Origin of the sequence: Rhodococcus koreensis (genome assembly GCF_017068375.1) — a bacterium.
GTDB classification, from domain to species: Bacteria; Actinomycetota; Actinomycetes; order Mycobacteriales; family Mycobacteriaceae; genus Rhodococcus_F; species Rhodococcus_F koreensis.
In genome coordinates, this window is the sequence record NZ_CP070609.1 from 2,482,770 (window position 1) to 2,501,195 (window position 18,426).

Sequence of the window (18,426 nt, forward strand, 5' to 3'; positions counted from 1 at the left end):
TCACGGTTGCCTCCTCCCTGCTGGTCAGAACTCGTAGGTGGCGGGCGCGGGCGCCTCGCTGTCGGTGGAATGCGAGAGCGCCTCGGCCTGCGCCGCCACGGTGACGAGGTCGAACAACTGGCCCACCCGCAGGGCGCCGGGCCACTGTCCGTCGAGACGCCGCTGCAGTTCCACGACGCGGTGGGAGTTGCCGCCGACGTCGAAGAATCCGTCTTCGGGACCGAAGTCGTCGTGCCCCAGCACGGCCGCCCAGTGTTCGGCCACCGACCGTTGCAGTGTCGTCCAGCGTGGCCGCACCGCCGGCTCCGCCTCGGACACGAGTGCGCGCAGCGCGTTCTCGTCCACCTCGCCGCCCGCCGTTCGCGGGACGGCCCCGAGTGCGACGAAACGGGTGGGCACGGAGCGGGCGTCGAGCCGTCCGGCGCTGAACTCCCGCAGGTCCTCCGCCATCGGCAGCACGGCCGCCGCGGCCGCAGGCACCCAGAAGGCGGTGACACCGGTTGCGGTCGTGAGGACCACGGCCTCACGGACCGCCGGGTGACTCTCGACGACGTCCGCGACCGACCGTGCCGGGGATCCGGCGGCGTCGACCGTCAGCAGTCGTCCGGACCGGTTCCACCGGGCGAGCGCGCCCGTGCGGACCATCCGGGAGCCCGGGGATCCGAACGGGTTCGCCACGAACGTGGTGGCCGCCGCGCGCGCCGACGTGTGGGACTCCCGCGTGTCGGCGACATACACCTCGCCGCTCACCTCCTCGGGGGTGAGCTGCAGCCGGGGATCGAGCACGAACGTCCCGGCCGCGGTACTCCATTCACGGATGCGGGTGTGCTCGTCCGGGGTCAGCAGGTCGACGTCGCCGACGGGGAAACTCGGATCCGCGACGAACGCGGCGAGGATCCGGGTGAACCTTCCGGCGAGGGCCTGCACGGTCGCCTCGTCGAAGAGGTCGGTCGTATAGGTGAATCCGGCCGTCAACCCTTCCGGTGTTCCGCAGTCGTCGTACCGCTCCCGCACCGTCAGGTGCAGGTCGAAGAGGGAGACCTCGACGTCGGGTTCGAGGACCTGGGCTTCGAGGTGCGGGAGCGTGAGATCGGGGTGCTCGGTGTTCCGGAACTCGAGCAACACCTGGAACAGGGGTGAATGAGACTGGGAGCGAGGCGGGTTCAGCGCCTCCACCACCCGCTCGAACGGCACGTCGGCGTGGGCGTAGGCCGCGAGATCGGTCTCGCGGACCCGTGCGAGCAGAGTGTCGAACGTCCCCGACACGTGGGTCCGCAGCACGAGCGTGTTGACGAACATGCCCACCACGTCGTCGAGGACGGCCTCGCCACGGCCGGCGACCGGTGACCCGATTACCACGTCGCCGGAACCACCCGAGCGGGACAGCAACACGGCGAGGGCCGTGTGCACGATCATGAACACGGTGCACCGCCGGGTCCGCGCCAAGGCCACCGCCTCGCGGTGCAGGTCGGCGCCGATCGTGAATGTCACCCGGTCGCCGGCGGCCGATCGGCGGGGCGGGCGGTCACGGTCGGTGGGCAAGTCGGTCACGGCGGGCGCATCGGCGAGCGCCGACCGCCAGTAGTCGAGTTGCCGGGAGAGCAGGGAGTGTGGGTCGTCCTGCGAGCCGAGGAGTTCCCGCTGCCACACGGTGTAGTCGGGGTACTGCACCGGCAGCGGCTCCCATCCCGGCGCGCAGCCCTCGGACCGCGCGGTGTAGGCCGTCAGCACGTCGCGGGCGAGCGGGACCATCGAGAACCCGTCGGCCGCGATGTGGTGCACCACGACGACGAGGACGTGCTCCCGGTCGCCGAGTGTGAACAGCCGTGCCCGCATCGGCACTTCGGCGGCGACGTCGAATCCTGCGGACACGAGTTCCGAGATCTGTCCGGGTACCGGATCTTCGGACGTCGACACGGTGAGTTGCGCGATGTGCCCCGCGCCGACGATCACCTGGGTGGGTCCGGTGTCGCCGTACGGGTACCGGGTGCGGAGCGATTCGTGCCGCTCCACGACGTCGGCGAGGGCGGCGGTCAGCGCGTCGACGTCGAGGTCGCCCGACAGCCGGACGATCATCGCGACGTTGTACGCGGGCGAGGACGGGTCGAACTGATTGAGAAGCCACATCCGGTGCTGCGCCCACGACAGCGGCACCGGGCCGGGGCGCCGGGGCACCGCCACCGCGGGCCGGACCTCGCCGCCCGCGGTCTCCCGGGCGATCCGCGCCGCGAGCGCCCGCACGGTCGGGGCCTCGAACACGTCCCGCACACCGACGTCCGCACCGAGCGCGGAGTTGATGCGCGCAACCACCTGTGTTGCGGTCAGCGAGTTGCCCCCGGACGCGAAGAAGTCGTCGTCGGCTCCGACGACGCCGGTCCCGAGGACCTCGGCGAACACGTCGGCCACCGCGGACTCGAACGGGGTGCCGGGCGCACGGAAGATGCGAGGGGCGAATTCGGGTTCCGGCAGCGCGTGCCGGTCGACCTTGCCGTTGGCGCCGAGCGGAAGCCGGTCGAGGACGGTCACCGAGGCGGGCACCATGAACGGGGCGAGCACCGATCCGGCGAACTGCAGCACCTCCGTGGTGTCGAGATCCGCGCCGTCCTCGGCCGTGACGTACCCGGCGAGGACAGCCTCGGCGGCGGGTGTGCGGCGCACCACGACCACCGCCTGCGCGACACCGGGGCAGCGGGTGAGCGCCGCTTCCACCTCCCCCGGCTCGACCCGCTGGCCGCGCAGCTTGACCTGGAAGTCGTTGCGGCCCAAATATTCCAGCCGCCCGTCCTTCGTCCACCGCATCAGATCCCCGGTGCGGTACATGCGCGAGCCCGGATGGTCGAACGGGTTCGCGACGAACGCGGCGGCGGTCGCTCCGGCCCGCCGGTGGTAGCCGCGTGCCAGACCGTCCCCCAGCACGTACAGCTCACCCACCACACCGACGGGCACCGGCCGCAACCACTCGTCGAGGACGAGTTCGCGGACGCCACGCATCGGGTGGCCGATCCGCACGGGGTCGCCCGGGGTCATCGGGTCGCCGATGTTCGACATCACCGTCGTCTCCGTCGGGCCGTAGCCGACGAGCAGGGTGCGCCCGGCCGCCCAGCGGGCCAGCAACTCCGGCGGGCAGCGCTCCCCGCCGACGACCAGGGCGCGCAGCAAACGCAGACCGCGCGGGTCGATCGTGGCCAGGACCGCCGGGGTCGCGAATGCGTGGGTGATCCGTTCTGCCGCCAGCAGTTCCGTCAGCGCGGCGCCGCCGTACACGTGCGGCGCCGCGATCACCAGTCGCGCGCCCGCGCCGAACGCCATCAGGTATTCGAGCATCGTCGCGTCGAACCCGGGCGACGCGAGATTCAGCACACGCGACGCGTTCGTCGTCGCATACCGCGTGCGCTGATCGATCGTGAAGTTCTGCAACCCCGCATGGGGGATCACGACGCCCTTCGGCGCGCCCGTCGACCCGGACGTGTACATCAGATACGCCGGGTGGTCCGGTCGCAGCGGCACGACCCGGTCCTCGTCGGTGATCGACCGGGACTCCCATCTCCGCGTCGGACCCGGGTAGTCGAGGAGTAGCCATTCCACGCCGTCCGGCATCCGGTCGCGCTGTTCGGCGACGGTGAGTCCCACCACGGCCCCGCAGTCGGCGAGGATGTCGGTGATCCTCGCGGACGGCAGGCTCGGATCCACCGGCACGAACGACGCACCCGATTTCGCCACCGCCCACACCGCCACCACCAGTTCCACGGATCGGACGAGCCCGATCGCCACGTGGTCCTCCGGCCCGATTCCGCGGCGGATCAGCACCCACGCGAGACGGTTCGACCAGTCGTCGAGTTCGCGGTACGACATCACCGCGTTGCCGTACGACAGCGCGACGGCGTGCGGGTCCCGGGCGGCCGCGGCGGCGAGGATCTCCGGCAGCAGCCGGGTGGTGCCGGTGGGCCGCCCGCGCACGGGCACCAGCGCCTCGCGTTCGCCTGCGGACAGCAGATCGAACCGGGCCAGCGGAACGTCCGGGTCCGCGACCACCGTGTCGAGGAGCCGCACGTAGCGTTCGGCGAACTTCCGGACGGTCGCGGCGTCGAAGATGTCGGTGGCATAGGTGAATCCGGCGCTGATCCCGGCGGGCGCCCCGTTCTCCCCGAACCGTTCGGCCAGCGTCAGCTGCAGGTCGAACGTGGAGACGGAGACACCGAGGTCGATCTCGTCCACGTCCAGTTCCGGCAGGCTCGGGGTGGGCCGCTCGACGTCCTGGAATTCGAACAGCACCTGGAACAGCGGGGCGTGGGCGGTGGTGCGTGGGAGCGCGAGCGCCTCGACGACCCGCTCGAACGGCACCTCCGCGTGCGCGAACGCCTCCAGATCGCGGTCCCGCACGGCGGCGAGCACCGCGGCGAATGAGTCGGCGCCGCGGACCGGGGTGCGCAGCGCCAGGGTGTTGACGAACATCCCGACCACGTCGTCGAGGACGGCCTCTCCGCGCCCCGCCACCGCCGATCCGATCATCACGTCGGCGGTGCTCCCCAGGCGGGACACCAGGACCGCGAACGCCGCGTGGGTCACCATGAACACCGTCGCATCGTGTTCCCGCGCCAGGGCGACCACCTTCCGGTGCAGGCGGTCCCCGATGTCGAACGCCTCCCGCGCGCCGGCGAGCGTCCGGTGCTCGGGGCGTGGGCGATCCATCGGCAGGTCCGTCACGATCGGCGCGTCGGCGAGCGCGGCACGCCAGTACCCGAGCTGACGGGACATCAGCGAGTCCGGATCGTCCTCCGCTCCGAGCAGGGTCCGCTGCCAGACGCTGTAGTCGGAGTACTGCACCGGGAGCGGCACCCAGTCCGGCGCGTGCCCCCGCGCCCGCGCGGTGTACGCGGACGTCACGTCCCGGGCGAGCGGTCCCAGCGACAACGCGTCCGCCGCGATGTGGTGGACCACCAGGGCCAGGGCGTGATCACGCGGACCGAGCTCGAACAGGTGCGCCCGCAACGGAACCTGCGCGGTGACCTCGAAGCCCGCGGACAGTGCCGCGGCGAGCCGGTCCCGGAGTTCGCTCTCCCCCGACACCGGGACCGCGCGGAGGCGGCGCACCGCGTCCGCCGCCGGAATCACCGACTGCACGGGCGTGTCGCCGCGCATCGGGAAGATCGTCCGCAGCGCCTCGTGCCGGTCGACGACGTCCGTCAGCGCCGCGTGCAGTGCATCGACGTCGAGGGGGCCGCGCAACCGGAAGGCCGCCGCGATGTTGTAGGCGGGCGACGTCGTGTCGAACTGGTCGAGGAACCACATCCGCGTCTGCGCCAGCGACACCGGCGCCGCCGCGGACCGGTCGGTGGCCACCAGCGGCGGCCTGCTCGCCGAGTCCGCCCGCGCCACACGGGCGGCGAGCGTCCGCACCGTCCGCGCCTCGAAGACGTCGCGCACTCCCACGGCCGCACCGAGCACAGCCTGAATCCGCGCCACGACCTTCGCCGCGACAAGCGAGTTGCCGCCGAGCGCGAAGAAGTCGTCGTCGACGCCGACCGCGGGCACGCCGAGCAGCGCGGCGAACACGACCGCGATCGCCTCCTCGGCGGGGGTGCCCGCTGCCACGAAGTCGGCGCCGGAGTCGTTGGCGGGCGCCGGAAGTGCCGCCCGGTCCAGTTTCCCGTTCACGGTGAGCGGCACGCGCTCGAGGACCGTCACCGACGCCGGGACCATGTACGAGGGCAGCGCGGTTGCCGCGAACTCCAGCACGGCCCCCGGGTCGACGACCGCACCCGCCTCGGGCACCACGTACGCGGCGGGCGCCGGTCCGGTCACCGGATCCTCGTGCAGCGTCACCACGGCCTGCGCGACACCGTCGCACCGGCCCAGCACCCACTCCACTTCGCCGAGTTCCACCCGGAAGCCGCGGATCTCGACCTGCAGGTCGTCGCGTCCGAGGTAGTCGAGGCTTCCGTCCCGCCGCCACCGCACCACGTCCCCGGTCCGGTACATCCGGTCCCCCGACGCGTCCGCGACGAAGCGGGACGCGGTGAGCCCGGCGCGGCCGAGGTAGCCGCGTGCCACCTGTGGTCCCGCCACGTACAGTTCGCCGGCCACACCGACCGGCACCGGATGCAGCCGCGCGTCCAGCACCGACACCCGGAGCCCGGGAATCGCCCGTCCGATCCCGCTCGTCCACGCGGCGGCGGCGAGCGCGCGGCCGAGCGGGAGGTGGGTGACGTGCACCGTCGTCTCGGTGATGCCGTACATGTTCACGAGCACGGGCGCGTCCTCGCCGCGGCGGGAGTACCAGCGTTCCAGCTGCCCGAAGTCGAGCGCCTCGCCGCCGAGCACGACGTAGCGCAGCGACGTCGGGCCTGCGGCGGCGTCGGCCTCGGTGGCCTCGATCAGCTGGGAGAACGCGGTCGGGGTCTGGCTCAGCACCGTCACCCGCTCGCGGCGCAGCAGCGCGAGGAACGCGGGGGGTGTCCGGGCGGTGTCGAGGTCGACGACGACGAGGGTGCCGCCGTGCAGCAGCGCGCCCCACAACTCCCACACCGAGAAGTCGAATGCCGGGGAGTGGAACATCGTCCACACGTCGGCGTCGTCGAACCGGAACAGGTCCCGGGTGCCGGTGAAGAGGGAGACCACGTTGCGGTGCGACACCGCAACGCCTTTCGGCCGCCCCGTCGATCCCGACGTGTAGACGACGTAGGCCAGCGAGTCCGGATCGGCCGGTGCCCGTTCCGTATCGGTCAGCGGGTCCGCGGAGCGGCCGTCGATTTCGGGGTCCGCCGAATCGAGAAGCAGGACCGGAACATCCGAGACGGGCAGCGAGGCCGCGGTGTCCCGGGTCGCGAGCACGCACACCGGACGGGCGTCGGCGACGACGAGCGCCGAACGCTCACCGGGGTGATCCGCGTCGACGGGCACGTACGCGGCCCCGGCCTTGACGACCGCCACGAGTGCGACGACGAGCGCTGCCGTCCGCGGCAGTGCGACGGCGACCATCGACTCCGGGCCCACCCCCAGCGAGAGGAGGTGCCGGGCAAGGCGGTTCGACCGGGCGTCGAGGTCGCCGTACGTGATGCGCTCACCACCCGACACGACGGCGGTGGCGCCGGGGTTCCGTGCGGCCCGGTCGGCGAACAGCGCGCCGAGCGTGGTTTCGCCGGCGGCGTCCGCCTGCCGGATCGACCATTCCCGTACGAGGGCCTGTTCGGCCGGATCGGCGAGGTCGATGTCGCCGACCGCGACGGACGGATCCGCGACACCCGTCGCGGCGGTGCACACGAACCGCCGGGCGAGCCCGTCCACGGTGGCGGCGTCGAACAGGTCCGTCGCGTAGGCGAAGCGGGCCGTCGTGTCCGACACCGTCACCCGCAGATCGAGGTCGCCGAGTTCCCCACCGGAGTCCGAGAATTCGAGCAGCACCTGGAAGAGCGGTGCGTGGGACGCGGACCGCGGGGGGTCGAGTGCCAGGGCGACGGCCTCCACTGGCACGCCACGGTGGGCGAACGCCTGCGCGGCGGCGTCCCGGACCGTGTCGACGACGTCGCCGAACCGGTCGGCGCCGCGCACCCGGGTCCGCGACACCACGACGTCGGCATCCGTCCGCGTGCCGAGGACGACGTCGCCGGTACGGGCCGATCGTGCCAGCACCAGTGCCAGCGCCGCGTGCGCGACGGTGGCGGCGTCCGTGCGGTGCGCCTCGGCGAGCGCTGTCAGCCCGCGCCGCAGTTCCGGGTCCAATTCGACGTCGACGGCGGCGCTGCGCCGGGACGGCCGTGCGGGGCGCGGACGATCGGTGGGCAGATCCAGCAGCGGGGGCGCGCCCGCCAGGGTGCGCGTCCAGAAGTCGAGCCGGGCCGTCTCCTCGTGGACGGTGCCGACGGGGGCGTCCGGGTCTGCCGCGAGGCAGTCGCCGAGCAGGTCCACGAACCGCCGGTGATGGGCACCGACCTCGCCGGCGTCGTAGCGGTGGGGGTTGGCCAGGAAGTGGACGACGGTCCGGACCGGGGAGCCGCTCTGGTACACGTTGACGAGCAGGTCCTCGACCGGTCCGGACGTGACGATGTGGTATTCGCCGACGAGCGGCCCGAGGGCGAGTTCCTGATGGAAGAGCATCACGTTGACCATCGGTCCCGACAGCGACTCCGCGGCAGCAGCTCCCGCGTCGCGCCGGATGTCGCCGAGCCCGAAACGCTGGTGCCGCAGCGCACCCATCAGGTCCAGTTGCACCCGCTCGACCAGTTGTCCCACGGTGTCCTCGGGGCGGATCCGCACGGGAAGCGGCACGACACCCGCGACCATCCCGCCGGACCGTCGCAGGATTGCGGTGGTGCGCGCCGACACCGGGATCTTCACGAGCACGTCCCGGCGGCCCGTCATCCTCGACAGGTAGCAGGCGAACGCGGCGATGATCGCGGCGGTTCCGTGGGTGCCTGCGCCGCCCAGCGCTCGCTCCGCGGCGTCCGGGAGAGGCCCCGCGGCGTCGGTGCTCGTGGCGACCGCGGGCCCGGTCCGCCGCGCCAGGGTCGATCCGGGTCCGAGACCGCTGATCCGATCGGCCCAGTACTGCCGGTCCGCCGCGAAGCGGTTCGACGACCGGTACTGCTGGTCGGCGTCGTACAGATGCCGGGGGTCCGCGGCCTCGCCCGGTGCCGGTTCCCGGCCGAGCACCTGCGCGGAGTACCGGGCCGCGATGCGGTTGAGCATCGTCATCGCACCGTAGCCGTCCAGGGCGACGTGGTGAATCTTGCTGTACCACAAGTAGTGTTCGTCACCGACCCGGAGGATCGACGATTCGACGAGCCGGTCGCGGGTCGGATCGAGCGGGGTCTCGCAGTCGGCGCGCATCCACCGGCGGGCGGCGTCCACCGATTCGGGGTCGTCGCGGAAGTCGACGAACCCGATCGAGCGGTCCGCGGCGGGGTCGACCATCTGGAACGGCTGACCGTCCCTGTCCATCAACCGGAGAAACGGTGATCCGAATTCGTCCGCGGTCGCGACGGTGGCCGCGCGCAGGACGTCGACGTCCAGGTCGCCGTGCACCTCGACGTACTGGGCGATGCACAGCGGCACGTCGGGGGCCAGTTGCTGCGCCAGCCACGCCTCGTATTGCGCGGAGGACAGCGGGAACGGTGTCTCGGCGTTGCCGGCGGTCCCGGGACGGTGCTCAGGCAACGCCACCACCTCCGCCGGGGAGCAGCCGGCGCAACGCCGCCTCGTCCACCTTGCTGCTCGGGGCGAGCGGAAGCGCGCCGAGCGCGAGGAAACGGTCGGGCACGGCCTGCGCGACGAGGCGTTCGGCGCAGTGCGCGATCAGGTCGCGGGGTGTGGGCAGCACGGTCGCCGTGGCCGCGGGCACCCAGAACGCGGTCAGTGTGGTCTCCCCGTGTTCGTCGGCGGTCGCGAGGACCACGGCCTGGTGGATCGCGGGATGACTTTCCAGCGCGGCCTCCACCGCGTGCCTCTCGACGCGGGCGCCCCGCACCTTCACCTGCCCGTCGAACCGGCCGCAGAATTCGATGTCGCCGTGCGGGTCGACGCGCGCGAGGTCGCCCGTGTGATACATCCGGGCGCCCGGCCGCTCCGCGAAGGGGTCGGCGACGAACCTGGCCGCGGTGGCGCCCGGGCGGGACGCGTAGCCCTCGGAAATCTGGGGACCGCCGATGTACAGGTCCCCGACCGCCCCGTACGGCACCTCGACCAGTTTCGCGTCGAGGACGTACGCCGTGCTCGCGCCCAGCGGTCTGCCGATCGGCGCGATCGAGGCGGGGACGTCGCGCACCGGATGGGCGAGACAGCTGACGGTGGTCTCGGTCGGACCGTACTCGTTGCTCAGCGGAACACCCGGCAGCACTGCCCGGTGCTGGGCGACGAACACCCCCGGAAGGGCTTCTCCCGCAAGCGTCACCAACCGCAGGCGCTCGCGCAGCGGGGCGAGGTGCGGCAGCAGCAGCCGGTAGAACGACGGAGTCGCCACCAGGTGGGTGGCCCGCCACGTCCGGGCGAGCGCGGCGACCGCCTCGGCGTCCATCAGTTCGTGCGCGGCAGGGAGCACGCTGGTGCCGCCGGCGCACAGCGCCCAGAGGGTCTTCAGCAGGGAGCCGTCCCACGTGAGGCGGAACGCGGAGAACGTGACCAGGTCGTCCTCGTCGTAGTCGTAGTTGCGGCCGTCGACCATGCTCGCGAGGTTGGCGCGGCTCGCGACGACGGCCTTGGGGATGCCGGTGGAACCGGACGTCGTGATCACGTACGCCGGGGTGGCCGCGGGCACGTCCGCGGGAAGTTCGGCCGCCGGTTCGTCTCCGGGCGCGGGGCTCGCATCCCGGTCGTGCAGTCCCGGAACACGTCCGCCCGCACTACGGGCCAGTGCCCGAATCGTCTCCGGCGACGTCTTGGGATCCGCGGACCCGAAGACGATGGCACCGCAGTCGATGTCGCCGAGGAGTGCGCGGAGTTGCCCCACCGGATGTCCGGGCTCGATCACGCACCACGCCGCGCCCAGCCGCAGAGCCGCGATCATCCCGACGACCGTCTCGACGCTCTGCCGCTGATGGATCAGCACAACCTGGCCCGGTCGCACGCCGAGGGCCGCGAGCCTGCGCGCCAATGCCTCGCTCGCCGAGTCGAGTTCGCGGTACGTCAGCGCACGGTCGCCCACCACGACCGCGATCCGGCCGGGAACCCGCCTGCACTGGCGGAGGATCCCGGACGTCACTCCGCCGCTCGAGACCACGTCCGTCATGGCGTCACGTCTCCCGAGACGACCGTGACGTGATCGGCGTTCGGTGCCGCCGCACTCCGGATGTCGTTGCACAGCAGCAGCATCCGGCCGGGATTCGGGTCGACGACGTCGAAGCCCGCGAATCGCAGCGTCACCAGCATGACCCGGTTGACGTCGGTCGGCACGAACTCGGCGAGCGCCCGCCTGCCGTGGGCGCGGGCCCGCTCCACGACGTGCCGGATCAGCGCCGTCCCGACGCCACGCGACATCACCCGGCACGACATCAGCAGCAGTTGCAGGACGGAATCGTCGCCGCGGATCTCCGAGACCGCGAGACCGATCGTGCCGTACCCGCCGAACCGGTCGGCGAGCGACGCGACGAGCACCTCGTGATCGTCGGAGGCGCAGAGCCCGCGCAGTTCGTCGATCCCGAAAGTGCGTCCCGTCGTGTTGAGTTGATGAGACCGCACGGTCAGTTCGTGCGCGCGTTCGAGGTCGTCCTCGTTCGCCCTGCGGACCGTCATGACCAGGTCCAGCGAGCCCAGGAACTCGGTGTTCGACCCGTGGAACTCCTGTTCGCTCACCTGCCGGATCCGTTCGGCGCGGTACAGCGCCCTCCGCTGCCTCGCCTCCGCGGTGACGGCGGGCGGGGTCAACTCGGGAAGGTCGGGGAACGACGCGATCTGCTCGGCGGGATAACACCGCACCGGGGGCAGCGCCTCGGACACCTCGGCGCGCTCGACGGGATCGTTGTCGACGAAGGCAATGGTGTCGAGACCCAGGTTCAGGGTCTCCGCGATGCGGCGCACGGCCTCCGACTTCGGGCCCCACCCGACGTCGATGGCGCAGAACAGTTCCTCGATGCCGTGCATCCGCAGGTGCGCGGCGGCGGGTTCGAATTCGCCGCGGCTCGCCACGGCGTGCAGGATTCCGCGCCGATCGAGCACGTCCAGGGCGCGGAGGGCGTCCGCGGTCGGCACCGGGGCGTCCTGTTCGAGGACGACGCCGTCCCAGATGGTGTCGTCGAGATCCCAGACCATGCACTTGACCGTCGGCGCCATCGCGATCACGCCCCGCGCCCGGGCCGGTCCGGCAGGCGCCGGAGCAGCGCACTGCTCCACGCCGCGACCGGACTGCTGTTCATTATCACGCAGTAGTCGCCGGGCGCCTGCGCGGACGCCACGCGCTCGAGATTCGCCACCACGTCGACGGAGCCGAGATGGCCGTACCGGGCCAGGTTGTCGCGGCAGACGGGATCGATCGCGACGTCGAGTGCCTCCTGCCAGAACGCGAACGCACCGAGCGACAGGTTCTGCATGAGGAACACGCCGATCCCGTCCTGCTGCACCCCGTTCCGGGCCAGCAGCTCCGCGTTGATCTCCGTGAACCGCTTCCTGCTCTCGACCGCCAGGCGAAACGAGTACGTCGGTTCGTCGGCGCATTCCTCGATCCAGTCGGCTTCGCGGACGTCGCGGTAGTCGATGTGGAACAGGTCGGCGTATTTTCCGTCGCTGCGGATCATCTGGTCGACGAGTTCGTACCGTCCGGTCCCCGACTTCGTCAGCAGGACCGCGGCGGCGCCGTCGCCGAGGAGCGTCATCGGCGGCCGGTACCGCGACCGGGTGGGTGTCTTCGCCGCCGCGACGACGAGCACGTTCTGGCAGCGGGGGTCGCCGCGGAGCATCGCCGACGCGAGCGTGAACGCCGCCGAGACGGACACGCACCCGAGGTCCCCCACCCCGGTCGTGAACGCCTGGGTCGCGCCGAGTCGGTGCTGCAGCCGCGTCGCCTCGGACGCGAGCAGATACTGCGGAACCCGGCCCTGCACGAGCAGCAGCGCGTCGAGCTGGGTGGCGTCGAGGCCGGACGTGCGGAGCGCCTCCTCCGCCGCGGCCTGCGCCAGATCCACCTCGGCGAGACCGATTCCGATCCGCACCGTGTCGATGCCCAGTGCCAGCGCGTGCTCGCGCTGCGCGATCGGGAGTTCGTCGAGTTCCGGCAGTCCCGCCACGGTCACCTCGTCGTCGGGGAACCACAGCGCGACGGACTCGATCGTGACCGGCGGGTCTGCCGTCATCGCACACCTCCCCCGAGCACGTAGTCACCGATCTGGAGTTCGGCGACCTCGGTCGAGCCCTCGATGATCTGCATGACCTTCGCGTCACGGAAGAAGCGGCCCACCCTGCTGCCGGGGGCACACCCGGCGGCACCGAGCACCTGGACCGCCTGCTGGCTCACCGATGCGGCGACGCGGGCGGCGGCGTACTTCGCGGCGATCGTCGTGAACAGCGCGCTCGGCTCACGCGCATCGCGTTGTTCGGCGGCCCGTTCGCACAGCGCGCGGGCGCCGGCCGCGTCGACCCAGCTGCGCCCGAGGATCGCACGGACCGAGTCGTGCTCGGACAACACGGCACTGCCCTGCACCCGGGTGGAGGCGTGTGCGACGGCGTCGGCGAGGCACCCGCGCGCCATGCCGGCGCACCCCCACGCCACGGTGTACCGGCCGTGGTCGAGGGCCGTTCCGACCACGTGGGACAGCCCGAATCCCGGCGGTGCGATCAGGTGGTCGGCGGGGACGACGACGCCGTCCAGCGCGATGTGCGCGATCCGGGCGCCGCGCATGCCCAGCTGACCGTGGAGCGGTTCGACGGTCACCCCCGGCGCGTCCGTCTCGACCAGTGCGGTGGTCAGCCCGGCCTGCGACCGGCCGAGGACGAGCAGGACGTCCGCCACCTCGCCGAACGTGACCCACAGTTTCCGCCCCGTGATGCGGTGGTCCGTGCCGTGCTCCTCGAAACTGGTAGCCACAGAGGAGAGGTCGCTGCCCGCCCCGGTTTCGGTGGCGGCGAATCCGGCGAGGAGCTCACCCGTCGTCAGGGCGGGCAACCACCTCGCCCGCTGTTCGGCGGTGCCCCACCGATCGACCGCGGCGTTCACCATCCCCTGCACGGTCAGCAGCGACCGCAACGACGTGCAGACCGCCCCCAGTCTTTCTGCGACCGAGCCGAGTTCGGCGGCGTTCAGGCCCAGCCCCCGGCACTCCGTCGTCCGGTCCAGCCCGAGGACACCCGCCTTCGCGGCGGCCTCGATGACCTCGACCGGCAGCCCGGTCTCGTCCCAGTTGCCGGCGTCGATCTCGGCGGAGGCGACAAGTGTGTCGATTCCGATCACGGCGACGCCCCGTCCGTCGCACGAAGCTGCTCGCCCCGCTTCCTCCGTATGAACCCCGCAACCCGGGCCGCAGTGCGGAAGTTGTCGAGGTCGAGATCCTCCACCTCGACCACGACGTCGTGGGAGCCTTCGATGTACGTGACGATCTCCAGTGCCCGCAACGAACTCACCAGTCCCAGGGTGAAGTAGTCGTCGTCGGGACCGAGTTCCGTCGACGTGATCGAGCTCAGGTACTGCCGTAGCTGCTCGACCAGCTCGTCATGGGACTCGGGCACAGGTGCATTTGCTGTGTCCATGGGCCTGGGATTCCCAATTGGACCAGCGTTCAATCATCGCGCTCTCAGGCGGCGAGCAACCTCGGCAGTCCCCACTCGGCCGCGAGCAGTTCGTAGGAGCGCAACCGGTCGGTGTGATCGTGGGTGACGCTGGTGATCACCAGTTCGTCGGCGTCGGTGAGCCTTCGCAGACTGTCGAGTTTGTCCGCGACGGTGGCCGGTGCCCCCACGAACTGGGTGATCAGCCGGTCCTCGACGAGCGCGCGTTCCGTGTCGCCCAGCGGTGCGGTGTGCGCGGGGTCGGGGTACGGGATCGCGCCGTGCCCACTACGGATGCTGTGCGTCCAGTGCCCGAACGTCGACGCCAGTTCCTGCGCGGTCGCGTCGTCCTCCGCCACGACCGTGTCGGCGGAGACGACGACGTACGGCTTCGGCAGACTCGGCGACGGGCGGAACGCGGCGCGGTAGGCCTCGACCGCTTCGAGGGTCGTCGACGGGCTCACGTGATAGTTCGCGCCGAACGGCAGCCCCAGCCGGCCTGCCAGTTCGGCGCTCGGCCCCGCGCTGCTCCCGAACACCCACACCTCGACGTCCGCGCCCTCACCGGGACTCGCGTGCAGCTCGATCCCGTCCGGGGTGCGGTACGTGCCGCCGAGCAGTGCCAGGATGTCGTCGACCTGCTGGTCGAATGCGGGCGACAGCGCGCCGGGCTGCTGCAGCACCGACTGCGCCGCCGCGAGCCGCGGGGACAGCAGGAGCCCGGACGGGTCGAACGGCGCCGGGATCACCACGCCGTCGCGGATCTCGGTCTCCCTGCGGGGCGGGGCCGGCTGGTTGTTGCGTTCGGCAACCGCTTTCAACGCCTCGGCCCGCCGCTGGCCCGACCGTCCGAGCCCGAGGTCCAGGCGACCCGGGTACAGCGCGTCGACTGTGCCGAACGCCTCGACGACGGCGGCCGCGGTGGTGTGCCCCAGCTGCACGGCGGCGGCACCGATCCGGAGCGTGCTGGTCGCCGCGGCCAGGATCCCGACGAGCACGGCCGGCGAGGAACTGGCGACACCGACGAAGTGGTGCTCGGCCACCCAGTACCGCTTGTATCCCCACGCCTCGGCGTGCTGGGCGAGGTCGACGGTGTTCCGCAGCGCCGTGCGGGCGGTGGCGCCCTCGCTGACGGGCGACAGATCGAGAACGGACAACGGAGTGGTCATGAGGGCACTTTCTGGAGAGAGCGGGGATTGACGGCACGATGGCTGGGCGGGGCACCGAGTCCGAGGTGCTGCCGCAGCGTGGCGGTGGTGTAGTCGGTGCGCAGAACACCACGGTCCTGCAGCAACGGCACCACCGTGTCGACGAACGGGTCGAGTCCGTCCGGGGTGGGAAGGGAGGGCAGGACGAACCCGTCCGCGGCGTCCTCGCGGACCCACCGGACGATCCGGTCCGCGACGGATACGGCGGTGCCCGCGAACGTCGCACTGAACAGGACCTTCACCGCACCGGCGGGCCTGCCTGCGTCGACCGTCCGGCGCGCGACGTCGGTGTAGGCGGCGTGAGCGGACTCGAACGTGCCCAGCGGAGCGATGATCACGTCGCCGTGGCGGGCGGCGAGATCCCGGGCTTCCGGGCCGTCGCCGGACACGATCACCACCGGTTGCGCCTGCGGGCTGCGGGGGACGGTGAAGCGTCCGCCGATGTCGAAGTGCCTGCCCCGGTGATAGAACGCGCCTGCGGTGGGATCCGACACGAACCGCCCCGCGCCGCGGTCGAGGGTCACGACGCCCTCGGCCCAGGAATCCCACAGGGTGCGGGCGGTGCCGACGAACTCGGCGGCCCGCCCGCCGGCAGGGGCCACGGTGTTCCACGCCGCCCGGCCGCCGGACAGGTGATCGAGCGAGGCGAACCGGCGGGCCACGTCGAAGGGTTCGGCGGAGGTCGTGTCCAGCGTCGCCGCGAGCCCCACCGCGTCCGTGAATCCGGCCAGCGCGTTCGCCGCGATGACGCCGTCGGCGAGGAAGAAGTCGAACCGTCCCCGTTCCGCGGTGCGGGCGGCGTCCGCGAGGACGGCGAAATCCGTCCGGCCCGCGGGCGCCGCCGCCCCGAGCACGACCTGCTTGTCGGTCATGCCTACCGCGGGTTCTTCTCGCCGGCCTCGACCGCGAGCGTCAGCCGGTTCTCGGCGGGCGCGACCGGGCAGGTGGCGTAGTCGGTGAACGCGCACGGCAGGTTGGACGCCCGGTTGAAGTCGAGGATCACCCGGCCGTCCGCGGCGGGGGCGTCGACGGCCAGTGACCGCGCCGCGGGGTACGTGCTGACCCCGCTGGTGGCATCGGTGAACAGCACCTGCAGCCCACCGTCCTTGCCCGCGAACGCAACGAGTTCGTGTGCGGCGCCGTCGTGCTCGAAGGCGAGCGACCCCAGCGCCGTGTGGTGGTGCTCGAGCCCTTCGACGACGGCACCCGTCGTCACGACGCGGGACTGCGGGAACGGGGTGAACGTTGCCGGCACCGCCCACTGCCGTGCCGGCAGGAACGCCGGGATGCCGGTGAACGCGGCGAGGGTGGCGGCCTCGGGGTCGTGGATCCGCAGGGCGACGTCGCCGGTCCGGCGGATCACCTCGACGGTGCGATTGCCGTGGCGTACGAGCAGACCGGGGGCGCCCTCCTGCGGTGCGAGCGTCGCCGTGCCGTCGACCGTCTCGCCGTCGATCTCGAGACCGGCGTCGGCCGGGGCCGTGACGATCAGGCCGTCCGCGTCGGCCCGCCACTTGCCGGGCAGGTCGGGGAACGTGGTGTCGGTCTCGACGAGCCAGTGCAGCGCCGTGAGGCTCAGCCAGCCCAGCGGTTCGCGGAAGTAGTCCTCGCGCGCCGAATGCCAGTCCTGCCAGCCCTGCTCGAATGTCGCGTCTTCGGTGACTGCGGTCATGATGCCCGAACTCCTTCTGTCTGATGATGCGGATGGCGCAGTCCGAGATGGCTGCGCAGGGTCGTCCCCGAGTACTCGGAGCGGAAACTGCCGCGGTTCTGCAACTCCGGGACCACCTTCTCGACGAACTCGTCCAGCCCGGCCGGGGTGAGGTGCGGTACCAGGATGAAGCCGTCGCACGCGTCGGCCTGCACGTAGCGGTCGATCTCCTCGGCCACCTCGGTGGGAGTTCCGACGAACTGCTGGCGGGTGGTGACGGCGATGATCAGTTCCCGGATGCTGAGTTTCTCGGCTTCCGCCTTCGCCCGCCACTGGCCCGCGATCTCGCGCGGGTCCTTCGCGTGGCGGACCCGGCCGCGGGTGATGGTCGAGTCTTCCGCCGGTTCGACGTCCGGCAGCGGTCCGTCCGGGTCGTACCCGGAAAGATCACGCCCCCAGACCTGTTCGAGGAACGCGATCGCGGTCTGCGGTCCCACCTGCTGATGCCGGATGTGGTCGGCGCGTTCGGCCGCGTCCGCCGCGGAGTCGCCCAGTACGAACGTCGCTGCGGGCAGCACCTTGAGGTCGTCGTGGCCGCGCCCGTACTTCGCGAGCCTGCCCTTGACGTCCAAGTAGAACTTCCGGCCGTCCTCGAGTGATCCGTGGATGGTGAAGATCGCGTCGGCCTGGGCGGCGCCGAATTCACGGCCCTCGTCGGAATCGCCGGCCTGCAGCAACACCGGGTGCCCCTGTGGGCTCCGGGGAACGGTGAAGCGTCCCCGGATGTCGAACTGTGCGCCGGAGTGCGTGACCTCGCGGATCGACTGGTCCGGGGCGAACACTCCCCGGGCACGGTCGATCTGCAGTGCGTCCCGATCCCAGCTGTCCCAGAACTTTCGGGCGCCCTGGATCACTTCGCCGGCGCGGACGTAGCGGTCGGCCTTGTCGAGATATCCTCCGCGCCGGAAGTTCTCCCCCGTGAACGCGTCCGAGGACGTCACCATGTTCCAGGCGGCCCGGCCACCGGACAGGTGGTCGAGTGAAGCGAATTGCCGTGCCAGCTCGTACGGTTCGTTGAACGTCGTGTTGATCGTCCCGGCCAGGCCCAGATGGGTCGTCGCGCCGGCGAGTGCGCCGAGCACCGTCAACGTGTCGGGGCGGCCCACCACGTCGAGGTCGTGGATCCGGCCCCGGTGCTCGCGCAGGCGCAGGCCCTCGGCGAGGAAGAAGAAGTCGAACAGGCCGCGTTCGGCGGTCTCCGCGAGGTGCACGAACGAGTCGAAGTCGATCTGGCTCTTCGATTCGGGGTCGCTCCACACGGTGGTGTTGTTGACGCCGGGAAAGTGTGCGGCGAGGTGAATCTGCTTGCGCTGGTTGCTCATG

The 18,426-nt window shown here is 71.6% G+C and carries 10 protein-coding genes; all 10 read right to left on the reverse strand.

Annotated elements, in window-relative coordinates; translation table 11 throughout:
• Positions 1-24 precede the first annotated feature (24 nt).
• Genes JWS14_RS11535 through JWS14_RS11580 form a run of 10 tightly spaced genes read right to left on the reverse strand, consistent with a single transcriptional unit; the run spans position 25 to position 18,425 of the window.
• Complete coding sequence (locus JWS14_RS11535; protein ID WP_420855111.1) at positions 25-9,153, reverse strand: amino acid adenylation domain-containing protein; 9,129 nt, start codon at positions 9,151-9,153, stop codon at positions 25-27.
• Positions 9,146-10,720, reverse strand: coding sequence for an amino acid adenylation domain-containing protein (locus tag JWS14_RS11540; protein WP_206013180.1), 1,575 nt, complete (start codon positions 10,718-10,720; stop codon positions 9,146-9,148). The genes JWS14_RS11535 and JWS14_RS11540 overlap by 8 nt, the downstream gene beginning before the upstream one ends.
• Positions 10,717-11,769: an HAD-IIIC family phosphatase gene (locus tag JWS14_RS11545; RefSeq protein WP_206015979.1), complete on the reverse strand. Its 1,053-nt coding sequence runs from the start codon at positions 11,767-11,769 to the stop codon at positions 10,717-10,719. Before JWS14_RS11545 ends, JWS14_RS11540 begins: the two co-directional genes overlap by 4 nt.
• Positions 11,766-12,776, reverse strand: coding sequence for a 3-oxoacyl-ACP synthase (locus tag JWS14_RS11550; RefSeq protein ID WP_206013181.1), 1,011 nt, complete (start codon positions 12,774-12,776; stop codon positions 11,766-11,768). The genes JWS14_RS11545 and JWS14_RS11550 overlap by 4 nt, the downstream gene beginning before the upstream one ends.
• Positions 12,773-13,870 carry an acyl-CoA dehydrogenase family protein gene (locus JWS14_RS11555; RefSeq protein ID WP_072947117.1) on the reverse strand — a complete coding sequence of 366 codons (1,098 nt, stop codon included), beginning with the start codon at positions 13,868-13,870 and terminating at the stop codon, positions 12,773-12,775. Before JWS14_RS11555 ends, JWS14_RS11550 begins: the two co-directional genes overlap by 4 nt.
• On the reverse strand, positions 13,867-14,166 hold the full coding sequence (locus JWS14_RS11560; protein WP_072947118.1) for an acyl carrier protein: 300 nt from the start codon (positions 14,164-14,166) through the stop codon (positions 13,867-13,869). The genes JWS14_RS11555 and JWS14_RS11560 overlap by 4 nt, the downstream gene beginning before the upstream one ends.
• Before the next feature lie 44 nt (positions 14,167-14,210).
• Positions 14,211-15,353, reverse strand: a complete 1,143-nt coding sequence (locus JWS14_RS11565; RefSeq protein WP_072947119.1) for an LLM class flavin-dependent oxidoreductase — start codon at positions 15,351-15,353, stop codon at positions 14,211-14,213.
• Positions 15,350-16,264: an LLM class flavin-dependent oxidoreductase gene (locus JWS14_RS11570; protein WP_206013182.1), complete on the reverse strand. Its 915-nt coding sequence runs from the start codon at positions 16,262-16,264 to the stop codon at positions 15,350-15,352. Before JWS14_RS11570 ends, JWS14_RS11565 begins: the two co-directional genes overlap by 4 nt.
• A 2-nt stretch (positions 16,265-16,266) precedes the next feature.
• Complete coding sequence (locus JWS14_RS11575; RefSeq protein WP_072947121.1) at positions 16,267-17,064, reverse strand: DUF1684 domain-containing protein; 798 nt, start codon at positions 17,062-17,064, stop codon at positions 16,267-16,269.
• Positions 17,061-18,425, reverse strand: a complete 1,365-nt coding sequence (locus JWS14_RS11580; RefSeq protein ID WP_206013184.1) for an NtaA/DmoA family FMN-dependent monooxygenase — start codon at positions 18,423-18,425, stop codon at positions 17,061-17,063. Before JWS14_RS11580 ends, JWS14_RS11575 begins: the two co-directional genes overlap by 4 nt.
• Position 18,426: the final 1 nt, after the last annotated feature.